General features: G+C 64.6%; 17 protein-coding genes, 1 tRNA gene and 1 pseudogene. 12 read left to right on the forward strand and 7 right to left on the reverse strand.

Annotated features, from left to right (window positions below):
• The first annotated feature begins 150 nt into the window (after positions 1 to 150).
• The 3 genes from C486_RS04190 (at position 151) to C486_RS21545 (ending at position 1,841) form a co-directional block, all read left to right on the forward strand.
• On the forward strand, positions 151 to 378 hold the full coding sequence (locus tag C486_RS04190) for a DUF7511 domain-containing protein (protein ID WP_008453371.1): 228 nt from the start codon (positions 151 to 153) through the stop codon (positions 376 to 378).
• 243 nt (positions 379 to 621) lie between these two features.
• Complete coding sequence (locus C486_RS04195; RefSeq protein WP_008453374.1) at positions 622 to 1,617, forward strand: phosphate uptake regulator PhoU; 996 nt, start codon at positions 622 to 624, stop codon at positions 1,615 to 1,617.
• 68 nt (positions 1,618 to 1,685) lie between these two features.
• Positions 1,686 to 1,841 (forward strand): hypothetical protein, encoded by a 156-nt coding sequence (locus C486_RS21545; RefSeq protein WP_008453377.1) that lies wholly within the window; start codon positions 1,686 to 1,688, stop codon positions 1,839 to 1,841.
• Positions 1,842 to 1,848: 7 nt separating this feature from the next.
• Here the strand turns inward: C486_RS21545 and C486_RS04200 are convergent, their stop codons facing one another.
• The 3 genes from C486_RS04200 to C486_RS04210 form a co-directional block, all read right to left on the reverse strand.
• Positions 1,849 to 2,220 carry a 30S ribosomal protein S8e gene (locus tag C486_RS04200; RefSeq protein WP_006184384.1) on the reverse strand — a complete coding sequence of 124 codons (372 nt, stop codon included), beginning with the start codon at positions 2,218 to 2,220 and terminating at the stop codon, positions 1,849 to 1,851.
• 196 nt (positions 2,221 to 2,416) lie between these two features.
• Positions 2,417 to 3,871 (reverse strand): outer membrane protein assembly factor BamB family protein, encoded by a 1,455-nt coding sequence (locus tag C486_RS04205; protein WP_008453380.1) that lies wholly within the window; start codon positions 3,869 to 3,871, stop codon positions 2,417 to 2,419.
• A gap of 4 nt (positions 3,872 to 3,875) precedes the next feature.
• Complete coding sequence (locus C486_RS04210) at positions 3,876 to 6,131, reverse strand: NADP-dependent malic enzyme (RefSeq protein WP_008453381.1); 2,256 nt, start codon at positions 6,129 to 6,131, stop codon at positions 3,876 to 3,878.
• 148 nt (positions 6,132 to 6,279) lie between these two features.
• Between C486_RS04210 and C486_RS04215 the strand changes: the two genes are divergently transcribed.
• Entirely contained in the window at positions 6,280 to 6,747 is a 468-nt protein-coding gene (locus tag C486_RS04215) for a phosphopantetheine adenylyltransferase (RefSeq protein WP_008453383.1), read from the forward strand.
• Between the two features lie 138 nt (positions 6,748 to 6,885).
• On the opposite strand, the gene C486_RS04220 is transcribed toward C486_RS04215, so the two are convergent.
• Positions 6,886 to 7,194, reverse strand: coding sequence for a cyclin (locus C486_RS04220; RefSeq protein WP_008453386.1), 309 nt, complete (start codon positions 7,192 to 7,194; stop codon positions 6,886 to 6,888).
• Between the two features lie 231 nt (positions 7,195 to 7,425).
• Here C486_RS04220 and C486_RS21550 point away from each other — a divergent pair, with 231 nt between their 5' ends.
• The 4 genes from C486_RS21550 to C486_RS04235 all read left to right on the forward strand — a co-directional run bounded on the left by C486_RS21550 (position 7,426) and on the right by C486_RS04235 (position 9,250).
• A complete protein-coding gene (locus C486_RS21550) occupies positions 7,426 to 7,599 on the forward strand; it encodes a hypothetical protein (RefSeq protein WP_007109170.1) in 174 nt (57 codons plus the stop codon).
• Between the two features lie 95 nt (positions 7,600 to 7,694).
• Positions 7,695 to 7,779, forward strand: a tRNA-Leu gene (locus tag C486_RS04225).
• Between the two features lie 207 nt (positions 7,780 to 7,986).
• On the forward strand, positions 7,987 to 8,499 hold the full coding sequence (locus C486_RS04230; protein WP_008453389.1) for a hypothetical protein: 513 nt from the start codon (positions 7,987 to 7,989) through the stop codon (positions 8,497 to 8,499).
• A 4-nt stretch (positions 8,500 to 8,503) separates the two neighbouring features.
• Positions 8,504 to 9,250 carry a S1 family peptidase gene (locus C486_RS04235; protein ID WP_008453391.1) on the forward strand — a complete coding sequence of 249 codons (747 nt, stop codon included), beginning with the start codon at positions 8,504 to 8,506 and terminating at the stop codon, positions 9,248 to 9,250.
• A 17-nt stretch (positions 9,251 to 9,267) separates the two neighbouring features.
• On the opposite strand, the gene C486_RS04240 is transcribed toward C486_RS04235, so the two are convergent.
• Complete coding sequence (locus C486_RS04240) at positions 9,268 to 9,480, reverse strand: hypothetical protein (RefSeq protein ID WP_008453393.1); 213 nt, start codon at positions 9,478 to 9,480, stop codon at positions 9,268 to 9,270.
• A 235-nt stretch (positions 9,481 to 9,715) separates the two neighbouring features.
• On the opposite strand from C486_RS04240, the gene C486_RS04245 reads away from it, so the two are divergent.
• From C486_RS04245 to C486_RS04255, 3 genes are all read left to right on the forward strand, one after another.
• The gene (locus C486_RS04245; RefSeq protein WP_008453395.1) at positions 9,716 to 10,117 is read left to right on the forward strand and encodes a hypothetical protein; all 402 of its coding nucleotides are present in this window, start codon (positions 9,716 to 9,718) and stop codon (positions 10,115 to 10,117) included.
• 108 nt (positions 10,118 to 10,225) lie between these two features.
• On the forward strand, positions 10,226 to 11,038 hold the full coding sequence (gene dacZ, locus C486_RS04250) for a diadenylate cyclase DacZ (protein WP_008453396.1): 813 nt from the start codon (positions 10,226 to 10,228) through the stop codon (positions 11,036 to 11,038).
• A gap of 1 nt (position 11,039) precedes the next feature.
• Complete coding sequence (locus C486_RS04255; RefSeq protein ID WP_008453398.1) at positions 11,040 to 11,807, forward strand: mechanosensitive ion channel domain-containing protein; 768 nt, start codon at positions 11,040 to 11,042, stop codon at positions 11,805 to 11,807.
• Between the two features lie 12 nt (positions 11,808 to 11,819).
• On the opposite strand, the gene C486_RS04260 is transcribed toward C486_RS04255, so the two are convergent.
• Positions 11,820 to 12,641 carry a nucleoside phosphorylase gene (locus tag C486_RS04260; RefSeq protein WP_008453400.1) on the reverse strand — a complete coding sequence of 274 codons (822 nt, stop codon included), beginning with the start codon at positions 12,639 to 12,641 and terminating at the stop codon, positions 11,820 to 11,822.
• 56 nt (positions 12,642 to 12,697) lie between these two features.
• On the opposite strand from C486_RS04260, the pseudogene C486_RS04265 reads away from it, so the two are divergent.
• Positions 12,698 to 13,114 (forward strand): annotated as a pseudogene (locus C486_RS04265) (DUF488 family protein, N3 subclade); the annotation flags it as partial.
• 88 nt (positions 13,115 to 13,202) lie between these two features.
• Here C486_RS04265 and cdd read toward each other — a convergent pair.
• Complete coding sequence (gene cdd, locus C486_RS04270; RefSeq protein WP_008453404.1) at positions 13,203 to 13,622, reverse strand: cytidine deaminase; 420 nt, start codon at positions 13,620 to 13,622, stop codon at positions 13,203 to 13,205.
• Between the last annotated feature and the right edge of the window lie 33 nt (positions 13,623 to 13,655).

The following is a 13,655-nucleotide window of genomic DNA, read 5'->3' on the forward strand; positions in this document are numbered from 1 at the left end:
CTCGAGGGACGCGGACCCCGTTTTCGACGGCCGAGGCCGATCGGTCGGTGACGAAACCGACGCCGGCCACTATACCCGTATGGAGCGTACAATAGCACAATTAGCAGCCGCTTTGTACGTGTCGTCGCTCGATTCGCGTACGCGAGACATATGTCCGGACCAACCAGCGGTTACGGCGATCGGTCGCCTCGACAGCGGCTAGCTACGGCCACGCAGTACTCGACCGACGAGACCGACCTCGAGTCGATCGTCGTCCGATACGAGGACCGGCCCGATCGGTGGACGATCACGCCGCGGGAGTGCCCGGAGTCGGACCGGATGACGACGTGGCTTTCGGTCGACGCTCAGGCCATCGTCGACCTCGACGACGTCCGATAGCCGACGCGATCCCCCGCGGTGGATCGCGCATCGATGTTTTCGTTCGGTTCGATCGGATCGGCTCCGTCTCTCGACCGCACTATTCCCTATATAGAACTATATATGGGAACTGTTATCGATGTATGTATACGAACCAGTATTAGAAGAAAACACGCTTGAGATGGTCTCTACTAATAGATCTAATTCACAGTAAACTCTCTATAGACAGGTGGATTTATATTGTTGCAATCGGAAGCGGGGCGTATGGAGACGCGCAAGGTGCAGGTCACAGGTGGGTCGACGTTCACCGTCTCGTTGCCGAAGACCTGGGCGACCGACAACGACGTCAGCAGCGGCACCACGGTCGAATTCTATCCCGAAGGGGACGAACTCCTTTTGACGCCCGAACGCGAAACCAGACGCCAGGAAGGGACGCTGGATGTCTCGGGTCTCGAGGACGAGGAGTTGATGCGGGCCGTGATGACGATGTACGTCAGCGGCTTCGACGTCATCTCGCTCGAGGCGGGGCGGATCACGACCGAGCAGCGCAGCGCGATCCGCGACGCGACGCAGCGACTCGTCGGCGTCGAGGTGCTCGAGGAGACCAGCGACAGCGTGGTCATTCAGGACCTGCTCGACTCCTCGGAGCTGTCGATCGTCAACGCCGTTACGCGCATGCGCCTGATCGCCCAGTCGATGCTCGAGGACGCGGTGACGGCGCTGATCGAGAACGACGACGACATCGCCCACGACGTGATCGAGCGCGACGACGATGTCGACCGGCTCTGGCTGGTCGTCTCGCGGATCTTCCGTGCGACGCTGCGCTCGCCGCGCGCGGTCGAGGAACTCGGCGTCTCCCGCGAGGACTGTTTCGACTACCACTCGAGCGCCCGCCAACTCGAGCGGATCGCCGACCACGCGGTCAAGATGAGCGACATCGCGCTCAAACTCGACGACCTCCCCGCCGACGTGGCCGACGCGATCCACGGGCTCCACGCCGAAGCCGGGACCGTCTTCGAACAGTCGATGGACGCGCTGTTCGCCGACGACGCCGACGAGGCCAACCGGCTGGGACACGACGCCCTCGCGGCCGTCGTCGAGATCGACGAGCACACCCGCCAGATCGACGACATGCTTCGCGACCTCGAGCCGGCACAGGCCCAGTCGCTTGGGCTGATCGTCGACTCGCTGTCCCGAAGCGCCGACTACGGCGGGAACGTCGCCGAGACGGCACTCCAGAAAGCTGCGCCGCGTCCGTGATCGCGTCCCGGACCCGACCTAGACCAGTCCAGTCTCGGATGGGTCACGACCGCTAGCGGACGCGCACGGTGATCGACCGCGCACTCGAGTTCGGAATTACCTTCGTCGAGACGGCCAGCGTCTACCCACACGGCGAAAGCGAGCCGTTCCGCGGACGCGGGACCGACAGAGACACCGTCCGCTACGAGGCGACGCTGTCACGGATCGCGATGAACCGAAAATAAGTCTCCGTTACTCGACGAGAACGGCGTTGACCTGCCCGGTCTGGCCGGGACGGGACGTGACGCGGGCCTGTCCTTCCGAGGTCTCGATGACGGCCCCCTTCGTGATGATGTTCCGGCGGACGTAGTTCGGGTTGGCGTCGTTCTCGACGACGTCCTCGATCTCCGCGGAGACCGTTTCGCTGCCCTTGTTGACGCTCGCGACGTTCGTCGCGAGTGCGCGGGTCTTCGATCCGTTCCCTCGAACGTCAACGGTTCGGAACCGCGGCTCGCCGACCTCGGTCTCCGTCGGGAGGCGACCGAGTTCGTTCTTGCGGCGCTTTCGAACGTTCTTCAGTCGACCACCGGTTCGCTTGCGCGTAGAGCGTCCCTGATCTTGCATACCCGATAAAAATCCGGGCGTATACTTGAATGCACTGCTACGAAATTTCACCGCGGGAGCGGCGAAGCCACGATCGCAGCGTGAAATTTCGATCGAACGCACTCCGCCCGCCGCGGTGGCACCGTCGGGGCCGCCGTATCGGTCGTCGACCCGCTCCTCCCGCCGGTCGCTCGCGGGTCTTGACAGTGGCCCCGACTCAGTCGTCCGGAACGAGACAGTACGCGTGACCGGACTCCTCGAGTACTGTCTCCGCGTCATCGTCGTAGTAGTGCGAGAAGTCGCCGCGCTCGGCGTAGTAGATCCGGTCACCCCGCGGGATCGCGCCGCTGGTCACGTGGCCGCGGTTTTCGACGCGCCAGCGCCGCTCGCCGGTTTCCCTGTCGAGGGCGTACAGGTGCGTATCGTAGGACCCGACGAGGATCGTCTCCGCGGTGGCGGTTATCGAGCCGATGACCCGGCCGCCGACGTCCGTCGACCACAGGTCGTCGCCCGTTTCGGTATCGAGCGCGTACACGTGCTGATCGTCGCTCCCGACGTAGACGATCCCCTGTTTCGGATCGATCGCCGGATTCGACATGACGACGCGTCCGGTTTCGAACGCCCAGTCCTTGCTGCCGTCCGCGAGGTCGAGCCGGTAGAAGTGGCCGTCCCAGGAGCCGGCGAACGCCGCGCCGTCGTAGACCGGGATCGTCCCCTTGATCTGCGCGCCGAGATCGAACCGGCCGCCGGCCATCGAGTCGCCGTCGGGACCGCCCTCGCCGCCCGCCTGGAACGACCAAACGAACTCGAGCGAGGGGAACGCCCAGCAGTAGACGACGCCGTCGTTCGAGCCGGTGACGAGCCGGCCGGCCTCGCAGTCGATCGCCGGTGAAGGATGGGGCATCCCCCAAAGCCGGTCGTCGCTCCAGGTCGGGTTGCCGGTGGCGGCGTCGACCTCCCAGAGCGCGCCGCTGGCGGGGTGTTTGTGCTCGGTCAGGACATAGAGCGAGCCGTCGACGTACGCGGGGCTCGAGCCGATCGCGATCGCGTCGCCGAAGTCGCGGGTCCGGGTGTGCCAGACGATATCCCCGGTCGGAACGTCCACGGCGTAGAGTTCGCCGTCGTAGCCACCGATGTAGGCGGTGTCGCCGACGATCGCCGGCGTTCCGTGAAAACCGAGGCTCCGGCCGGCACCGGTCTCGAGGGTCCAGCGGCGCTCGCCGGTCGGCGTGACGGCGTGGATCGTCCCGGTGTCGCCGGCGACGAGAACCGTCTCGCCGTCGGGCGTCGGCCGCGGCGTCGACTTGGCCGCGGTGTGTCCGATGCGGTTGACGGGGATCGACCACGCTTTCCGGACGGTCTCGGGGACGGTCGCGTCGGGATAGTAGCCGTACCGGCGCAGTCCGCGGCGGAACATCGAGCGCTCGTCGCCCGCCGGCAGCGGGACGTAGCCGTCGGCGGCGTCCGCGGCGCTGGCGACGGCCCCGCAGTCCGGCGGTGACCGGTACTGGCGGGCGGTACAGCCCGCGAGGCCGACGGCACCGGCAGTCGCCGCGGTCCCGAGCAGCGTCCGTCGAGACACGCGAGCGCCACCGGCTTCGGAGCGGTCCCGATCGGAGTCCGCGTCGTCCTGATCGGCGACACCGTCCCGAGGGGCGGCGTGCTCGCTCACGCGTTTACTCCTGTTGGGCGTCGACGACCGCGACGCCGGCCAGGTTGACGATGTCCTTGACCTCGTCGCCCCGCTGGAGGACGTGGACCGGTTCGTCCATGCCGACCAGCATCGGGCCGATGGCGTCGGCTCCGCCCAGCCGCTGGAGCAGTTTGTAGCCGATGTTGCCCGACTCGAGGTTCGGGAAGACCAGCACGTTCGCGGGCTCCTCGAGGTCGGAGAAGCCGTAGGTGCCCTCGAGGATGTCCTCGACGACGGCGGTGTCGGCCTGCATCTCGCCGTCGACCGTGAAGTCGACCTCGGGGTCGTCCTGCAACATCGTGGCTGCCTTGCGGGGTTTGCGGGTCCCCTCGTTGTCGACGCTCCCGAAGTTCGAGTACGAGAGCAGGGCCGCGCGGGGTTCAATGTTGAACCGGCGTGCCAGCTTGCCGGTCTGTTTCGTGACCTCCGCGAGGACCTCCTCGTTGGGGTCCTGATTGACCGTCGCGTCGGCCACGAAAATCACGCGGTTCTTGAACGTCAGCATGTAGACCCCGGCGGCGTAGTCGACATCCTCGTCGGTCCCGACGACCTGCAGCGGCGGCCGCAGCGCCGAGGGATAGTGATGGGAAAGCCCGGTCAGTAGGGCGTCGGCGTCGCCCTGTTCGACCATCACGCTCCCGAAGTAGTTCGAGTCGCGCTCGATGAGTTCGCCGGCCTCGCTGCGTGTGATCCCCTTCCGGGCGCGGAGTTCGTGCAGCCGGTCGGCGTACTCCTCGTAGTCGCCGACGGACGGATCGGCGACCGTCGGATCGAAGTCCAGCCCGAGGTTGGCGGCCGTCCCCCTGATCTCGTCCTCGTCGCCGATCAGGACCGGCAGGGCAATCCCTTGCTCCTGAATCTGGTAGGCCGCGCGGATCATCTTCTCGTTTTCGCCCTCCGCGAGCGCGACCGTCTTGGGGTCGCTCTTGGCCTTGTTGAGGACGACCCGCATCATCTCGCGTGACTTGCCGAGGCGGGCCTCGAGTTCCTCCTCGTAGGCCTCGAGGTCGATCTCGGTGCGAGCGGCACCGGACTCCATCGCGGCTTCGGCGATCGCCGGCGCGACGCGGAAGAGCACCCGCGGGTCGACGGGCTTGGGAATGATGTAGTCGGGACCGTACTGAATCGGCTCGTCGCCGTAGGCCTTGACGACCGCGTCGGGAACGTCCTGTCGGGCGAGTTCGGCCAGCGCCTCGGCGCAGGCGACTTTCATTTCCTCGTTGATCTCGGTGGCGCGGACGTCGAGTGCCCCGCGGAAGATGAACGGGAACCCGAGGACGTTGTTGACCTGATTCGGGTAGTCCGAGCGGCCGGTGGCCATAATGACGGTGTCGTCGCGGGCCGCCTTGGCCGCCTCGTACCCGATTTCGGGATCGGGGTTCGCCATCGCGAAGACGATCGGGTCGGCGGCCATCGACTGGACCATCTCCTGCGAGACGATGCCGCCGATCGAGAGCCCGACGAAGACGTCGGCTCCCTCCATCGCGTCCGCAAGCCCGCCCTCGGGAACGTCGCGAGCGAACTGCTGTTTGTACTCGTTGACCTCGCCCGCCGCGGCGCGGTCCGCGGTGATGATCCCCGTGGAGTCACACATCGTGATGTTCTCCTTCCGGACGCCCAGCGAGACGTAGAACCGCGCCGTCGCGATGGCGCTCGCCCCGGCTCCGGAGAAGACGACCTCGAGTTCGTCGAGGCTCTTGCCGGCGATGTCGGCGGCGTTGAGCAGTGCAGCACCCGAAATGATCGCGGTGCCGTGTTGGTCGTCGTGGAAGACCGGAATGTCGATCTCCTCGCGCAGCCGTTCCTCGACGGTGAAACACTCGGGTGCTTTGATGTCCTCGAGATTGATGCCGCCGAACGTCGGCTCCATCATCTTGATGGCCTCGACGAGCTTGTGGGGGTCCGAGTCGTCGAGTTCGAGGTCGAAGACGTCGATGTCGGCGAAGCGCTTGAACAGGACGCCTTTCCCCTCCATGACCGGTTTGGAGGCCTGTGCGCCGATGTCGCCGAGGCCGAGCACGGCCGAGCCGTTCGAGACGACGCCGACGAGGTTCCCCTTCGCCGTGTAGCTGTAGGCATCCGTTTCGTCCTCGTCGATCTCGAGACACGGTGCGGCGACGCCGGGCGAGTACGCAAGCGAGAGGTCCCGCTGCGTGTTCGTCGGTTTCGTGGTCGATATCTCGATCTTTCCGGGCGGATCGGTCCGGTGGTACTCCAGTGCGTCCTCGTCTAGTCCCATATCGGGGACACTGCAGGGGACTACTAAAAACAATGCGAAGGGGAGTTTCGACGGCTGTCGAAGACCCGGCATATAATGGGGCGCGCCGTTCCGTGAGAAAAGATGATGATTCGACCGTTTTATACGCACCGCGGGATTGACGTGGCGTATGGACGTCGCGCTTGGTGGGACCTTCGACCCCGTTCATGACGGCCATCGACGGCTGTTCGAACGGGCGTTCGAACTCGGAGACGTGACGGTCGGGTTGACCAGCGACGAACTCGCGCCGAAGACACGAGACGTCGACCGGCGAGTCCGATCGTTCGACGACCGGAAGGCGGACCTCGAGACCGAACTCGAGTCGATCGCGGCCGACCACGACCGCGCGTTCGAGGTACGGAAACTCGAGTCGCCGACGGGGATCGCAACGGAACCCCAGTACGACTACCTCGTCGTCTCGCCGGAGACCCGCGAGGGCGGCACGCGGATCAACGAGATCCGCCGCGAGCGCGGCCACGATGCTCTCGACGTGGTTGTCGTCCCGCACGTCCTCGCCGACGACGGCGACATCATCTCGAGCACGCGGATCGTCGCCGGCGAAATCGACGAGCACGGAACGGTCATCGACGGCAACTGATGTGTCGCGGTCCTCGGCGATCGCCCCACCAACTCGGTGCGTTCCGCTGGGTTCGCGATGTGGCGTCCGTTCTCGTATCGTCTCCTTATCCAGATTCAGTCCATCACTGAGCGATGCCCGAGCGGGTGTACGACGATGCTACCAGCGCGGCGGCTCGAGTCCGGCCGCCTCGAGCAACTCCTTCCAGCGGGATTGGATCGAGAGCCGGGAGACGTCCGCGGCCTCCGCGACCGCGCCCTGGGTGCGGCCCTCGCCGGCGACGAGCGACCCGGCATAGAGGCTGGCGGCCAACACGGCCCGTTTCGAGCGATCGGACGCCGGCACGTCAGCGAGAAAGAGGTCGACCGCACACGACCGCGCCTCCGTCGAGAGCTCCAGGCGTTCGGCGGCGGCCTCGAGGTCCTCGAGCCACGGTTCGTACTCGATGCGATCCCGGGCGCTGTGCATACTGCCGGCTTTCGGGTCGGGCGGCATAAACCTACGGTCACCCACTCGCCGCGCCGCTTGCCGGCGGTCGCGTCGGACTGGGTCGCCAATGCTGTACTACGACTGGCAACGTTCAGGTACGAATATCTCGGAAATGCGGCCGTTCTCGGCCGGTTTCACTAGGAGACGACTACTAAACCAGCCGTCGGCCCAAGAGCGAGACGCCGGTCGCCGGGGCGGTCGCACCTGTCCATGAAAGACCCAACCTGCAAACTCGTCTGTACCGGGTGCGGACTCGAGATGCCGTACCGGGAGCGGTCGCTGGCCGAACAGGCCGCGGAACTCCATCAGCTTCGGGACCCCGAGCACGTGACGTTTATCGTTCCGCCGGACTGGTCGCCGGAGGAGCCGGTGAAACACTGTTAGTGCCGCTCGAGGGGCGGGTGGGACGAGCCGGCGGCCGGCGCGCCGTTAGCGTGGACCGACAGGTACTTACTCGATTCGTGAAAACCCGGAGGTGAGCGCGGGTAGCCAAGCTAGGCCAACGGCGCAGCGCTTAGGACGCTGTCCCGTAGGGGTCCGCCGGTTCGAATCCGGTCCCGCGCATTGCTGTCGCGAGCAACTCGCGAGCGACAGCGATCCTTAGCGTTGTGGACGAAGAGTACTGCAGACAGGAGTTCCCATCTCCCGATCGTCACATCGGTTTCGCGAGCGGGGAACCGATACCGTCAGCCGAACTCGAAAACGGTCGTCCCGCACTCCGTTCGGATGGGATGAGGATAGACTAAAAGAGTCCGTTACGTATGCTCCGCTATGGGCGATCAGGAATCGGAAATCCGTGAAGCCATCATCACCACCGCTGTCACTGATTGGTTACAGGATTCCAATCCATTTTCGGACATCGTTTTCAAAGACGGCCTGCTGCGCGACGTAACTGCCGACTTTGGAGACGATGTTTCCGAGAACGATGTCGAATACGTTTGGAAACTCATGACCGAGGAGGGGTATTTTCGCCACCGCGGCAAATCACGTCGCATCACTACCAAAGAGATCGACGAAGCGGAGGAACTCGGCGTGGAGACACCCATGGATTCGACCGTTCAGGAGGAGATCCTCCAAGAACTGAAACAAGCGGAGCGGGAGAACGTGAACAAGCCGGAAGTAACCCGATCAGATCTGCTCGAGGCACTAGCGTACGATCCGGAGACGATCGATTACAATCTCTTCTACTGCAAGTCCAAAGGATGGGCCGACGTGCAATCGTTTATCGAGCGCGCCCCATGGCGATGGGCGGAGATAACCAAATTCGGTCGCAAACGGGTGTGACGACATGTCGGTTGCTGAGATAGCTGCTGCTGCGGTTCGGATCGAGATCGAAGGGACACCGCTGGGAACGGGGTTTCGATTTCTCGACGACGAGACGGTACTGACGAACGCACATGTCGTCGAGCCGACCATCCGGGAAGGGGTCCCCGTCCGAGCGAACACGGGGACGACGACGGTCGAGTTGGAACTCGTCGATTATTCGCCCGAGCCGGAAGCCGGTGGGCACGATTACGCCATTTTAACGGCGAGCGAAGGGTTCCCGCCGGAAACGGAGCCTCTCCAGCCCTGTTTTAACTCGCTCGCTCGTGGTGACGACGTACTCTTCGCCGGCTATCCGTTCGAACTAAGCGAGGTGCTGGTCCACTCGGCTATGGTTTCCGGCGAACACGAATACGGGTTTTATCTCGATGGCTCGGTGAACTGGGGGAATTCCGGCGGCCCGATCGTAAACGCAGAGACCGGCCGGGTCGTCGGGATTATCACGGAACGTGAGCTATACCAAGATCGGAAACTCGAGGAAATAACGCACGATCTGCGACAGATCGAAAACCAACTCCTGCGAGTGCAACGCGTGTACTCGACGACTGTGAACGATATCGAACTCGAGGAATTAACCCTCAATACCGTCCAAGAAATCCAAGATGCGATAGCAATACTTCTGGAAAACGCAAACAGCGGGTTAGGAATCGGCTACGATATCGAGCACGTACTTGATGGACTCGAGGAAAACGGCATCGACACCGGTCGGTAGAACCCGATCCGGCCGTGCTACTCCGTTGCGGATAAGTTACTCGCGTCTAACTCTCCCTCGAGATATGCCGTCCCCGCGTCGGTAATCACGTAGAACCCGCGTGATGGCCGATCGACGAGGCCGTACGAGGCGAGTTTGCGGCAGCGCACGCCGATGTAGCCGTTGCTCCGATCGAGAGCGTCCGCGATTACCTTCGGAGTGCCGGCGGTTTCTGATGCAAGGTATTCCAATATCTCGTNGCTATGCTTGACAGTGTTCTATGAAAGTATGTAATAGAAAACCTACAGCTACCTTTAGACAATCCAATTATAGATTAGAAGATTCGGTAGATCGGTTAAGCGTAGTTTTTTGTACCTACAGTGGAATTATCTATCCGGGAAACGTGGCGGCCAGACGAGATGAGCCGAAGAACTCGAGGTCGATGCCCGGTTGTCAGCCCGTACGTTTCCATCCCCACGACGACCAATGCCAACCGACGACTCGCGGGGGTCCGACGCCCCCGACCGACCGGACGAATCGACCGCAACCGACACGCAAACGGCGTCGCTCGCGGGCTACGGCGAACGCCTCGGGGCGATCGAAGCGATCAGTCGCGACCTGCTGGCGGCAGTCGAGGCGACTGCCGACGCCGACGACTGCGACCTGGAGTGGCGACGGGACGCCGCCCGGCACCTGCGGGAGATCCGCGCTGAAGCCGTGTTCGCCCGCCGAGCACTGGCGGGCCGCCCCGTCAACGAGGGCGTGACAACCGACCGGGACGACGGGTCCGTGCCGATGGTCCGGACCAGCGGCGGCGGGGGCACCGTCGTCCACGGCCCCGACCCGATCGCGTTCCACCGCCACCGCGGCGACGCCGACGAGCAGTAATCCGCCCGCCGCCACCGATCGTTTCGAGCCACGGCCGCCGAGCAAAACGACAGACACGCGTCAGACGCTCCATAACGCTTATTCGAGCAGGGCCGGGTTGTAGTATCAATGGCTGGGTTAGACGACGTGTTTGGGGACCTCTTCACGAGTGTGGACGCAGTCGTGCTCTTTTCACCCAGCGGCTCGTACTACGAGCGGTTCATGGCCGTCGACGAACTCGACCTCGTCGTCGTCGGCACCGAAAACGACGTCGGCGCGGAGACGTTCGTCGAACTCCCCCTCGAGTTCGCGGCCATCACCGACCGGATTCGCTTCGGTCTCGAGGGTGCCCTCGATCAGGGTGTCATCGAGGACGGGGACGACCTCGCGTGTGCGACGAGCGTCTTCAGCGACGAAATCGATACGGTCTCCCGCGTCCGGGCGGACGCGGAGACCCAGACGGGGATCTACGACCTGTTCGCCAAATCCCGGGCGGACCCGGAGGTCGTCAAGGCAGTTCTCGAAGTGGCGATCGAACTCGGCAAGAAGGGCCAGAAGGGCAAGCCCGTCGGCGCGCTGTTCGTCGTCGGCGACGCGGGCAAGGTGATGAACAAGTCACGGCCGCTCTCGTACAACCCCTTCGAGAAGTCCCACGTTCACGTCGGCGACCCCATCGTGAACGTCATGCTAAAGGAGTTCTCGCGACTCGACGGGGCGTTCATCATCTCCGACGCGGGCAAGATCGTCTCGGCGTATCGCTACCTCGAGCCGTCCGCGGAGGGGATCGACATTCCGAAAGGACTGGGTGCGCGACACATGTCCGGCGCTGCGATCACGCGAGATACCAACTCGATTTCGATCGTGCTCTCGGAGAGCGACGGGCTCGTCAGGGCGTTCAAGGCCGGTGAACTCATCCTGGAGGTCGATCCGGAGGCGTACTGATATGGTCGCATGGCAGTCACTCCTCGACGAGCCGACCGTCATCGCGGCGGCGGTCCTGGCGCTCGGTCTCGTCGTCGGTTATCTGGTCGGCCGGCTCAACGAGGAGTTGCTCTCGGCTTCGGGCGTTCCGGAGACCGTCGAGGGGACCCCCTTCGAACGGACGGCCCAGTCGATCGGGACCTCGACGGTCGAGATCGTCGCGCGGCTGAGTTCGTGGTTCATCTACGGGATCGCGGTGTTGACCGCGATCCACATCGCGCAGTTGCTCGACACGGACGCGTTCTGGCTGCGGGTCACGGAGTTTATCCCGCAACTGTTCATCGCCGTCCTCGTGCTCATTCTCGGGTTCGTCATCGCGGACAAGTCCGAACTGGTCGTCAGCGAGTATCTCCGGGGCGTCAAACTCCCCGAAGTATCCGTCATCCCGAAACTCGTCAAGTACTCCGTCCTCTATGTCACCTTCATCATCGCGCTTGGACAGGTCGGCGTTCACGTCCTCGCGTTGCTGATCCTGCTGACGGTCTACGCCGTCGGCATCGTCATCGTCGGCACCGTCGCGTTCAAGGACTTCCTCGTCTCGAGCGCCGCCGGCATCTACCTGTTGCTCAACCAGCCCTACGGGATCGGCGACGAGATCCGGGTCGGCGACCAGACGGGGATCGTTCAGGAGGTCGACCTGTTCGTCACGAAGATCGAGGACGACTCCGAGGAGTACATCGTTCCGAACCGGAAGGTCTTCGAGGACGGCATCGTCCGGATGCGGGACTGACGCGGCCGCGGGCTACTCGAGCGACAAGCCGGCGTGCCAGCGGTCGACGCCGGCCTCGCGTTTGACGGCGTCCATCTTCGCGAGGAGGTGTGTCGCGAGCGTCGCGGTCTCGGCGGCGCGGGACTCGCCGTCGGTGCGGAAGGTCCCGGTCTCGCGGTTGGCGTAGACGGTACAGACCGCACCCGCCCGGAGCCCGTAGAGGTTCGCGAGCGTCAGGATGGCGCTGGCCTCCATCTCGATGTTCTTGACGTTCGCCGCTTTGAGTTCGTCGACCAGGTCGTCGGCGCCGGCAGCTTCGAAACCGTCGACGCCGGGCCGTCCCTGGCCGGCGTAAAACGAGTCGGCACTCATCGTCACTCCAGTGTGGTAGTCGTAGCCGAGTCGTTCGGCGGCGGCGATCAGCGCCGAGACGACCTCGTGGTCGGCTGTTGCGGGGTAGTCCTCGCGGACGTACTCGTCACTGGTCCCCTCCTGTCGGACCGCACCGGTGGTAATGACTAGGTCGCCGATGTCCATCTCGGGTTGGATCGCGCCACAGGAGCCGACTCGGATGAAGGTATCGACGCCGACGCGGGCCAGTTCCTCGACGGCGATCGCGGCCGACGGACTCCCGATGCCCGTCGACGTAACCGAGATCGGCGTTCCCTCGTACGATCCCGTCGCCGTTCGGTACTCGCGGTGGCGGGCTCGGAGTTCGTGGTCGTCCCAGAAGTCGATGATCGTCTCGAGGCGCTCGGGGTTGCCGGGGAGCAACACGGTGTCGGCGACGTCCGCCGAGTCGATCCCGAGATGATACTGTACGTCGGCGTTCGGGTCTTCGCTGTCGCGGGTCATCGATGAGCGGCGGTTCGGGGCGGCGCGGTATATAAATGCTGGACGGACGCGAACGCATGGCACGCGGGACGCTTACGGACACTTCCGTCAGGGCGATCCGACACGGGCTGGCTGCCGGCACGTCGGCCGCGACGCGAATCGGCGTACTGCGACGGCCGCCGTCTCGGGCCCGTGCGGTCGTCGACGAGACCGTGCCGGAACTGGGGCTGCCCGACGACCTACTCGCGTCGATGCGCGACGCCGCGGCGGAGAGACTGCGGGGGCTCTGCGACGAGGGGGCTCACAACGCCGCGTGGGAGCGGGTCGGGGTCGGCGAGGCCTACCGAAACCACCTCGAGACGGACGCCGACGCGCGACCCGCGCTCGCGGCGCTGGACGACAGGCTGGCAGCCGGCGGGTCGTTCGTGCTCGTCTGTGTCGAGAATACGGAGACGAAACGCTGTCACCGGACAATTCTCAGGGCGGCGCTCGAGGGAGCAGAGTTCTGCCGGCGATCGCTGTCGGCCTGTCCCGCAGACGAGCCGACCGCCCTCCCGGGCCGACTCCGGACCTGCGGCGACCTCACTCGAGCGTTGCCTGACTGATCGTGTTCGGCAGCAGCTCGTCGAGCGTGTACTCGGTTACCGCATCGCCCTCGTCACAGAGCACGACGAGATCGCCGTCGCAGAACTCCGTGAGCGTCTGCCGGCACATGCCACAGGGGGTGACGCCGTCGCGCCGGTCCGAACTGACCGCGAGCCGCGAGAACTCGCGGTGACCGTTCTTGACCGCCTCCGCCACCGCGACCTCCTCGGCGTGGAGGCTGTTGCTGAAGTTGGCGTTCTCTAAATTACAGCCGACGAAGACCGTGCCGTCGGCGGTCTCGAGGGCCGCACCGACCCGGTACTCGGAGTAGGGCACGTGTGCGCTGTCCTGGACGTCGCGGGCGGCGTCGATGAGATCGTGGTCGGTCACGAGCGGTGGTTCCGCAAGCGTGTGCAAGAAGCCATCGACCGGTCGGTCTCGAGGGTGGGG

The organism is Natrinema gari JCM 14663 (assembly GCF_000337175.1).
GTDB lineage: Archaea > Halobacteriota > Halobacteria > Halobacteriales > Natrialbaceae > Natrinema > Natrinema gari.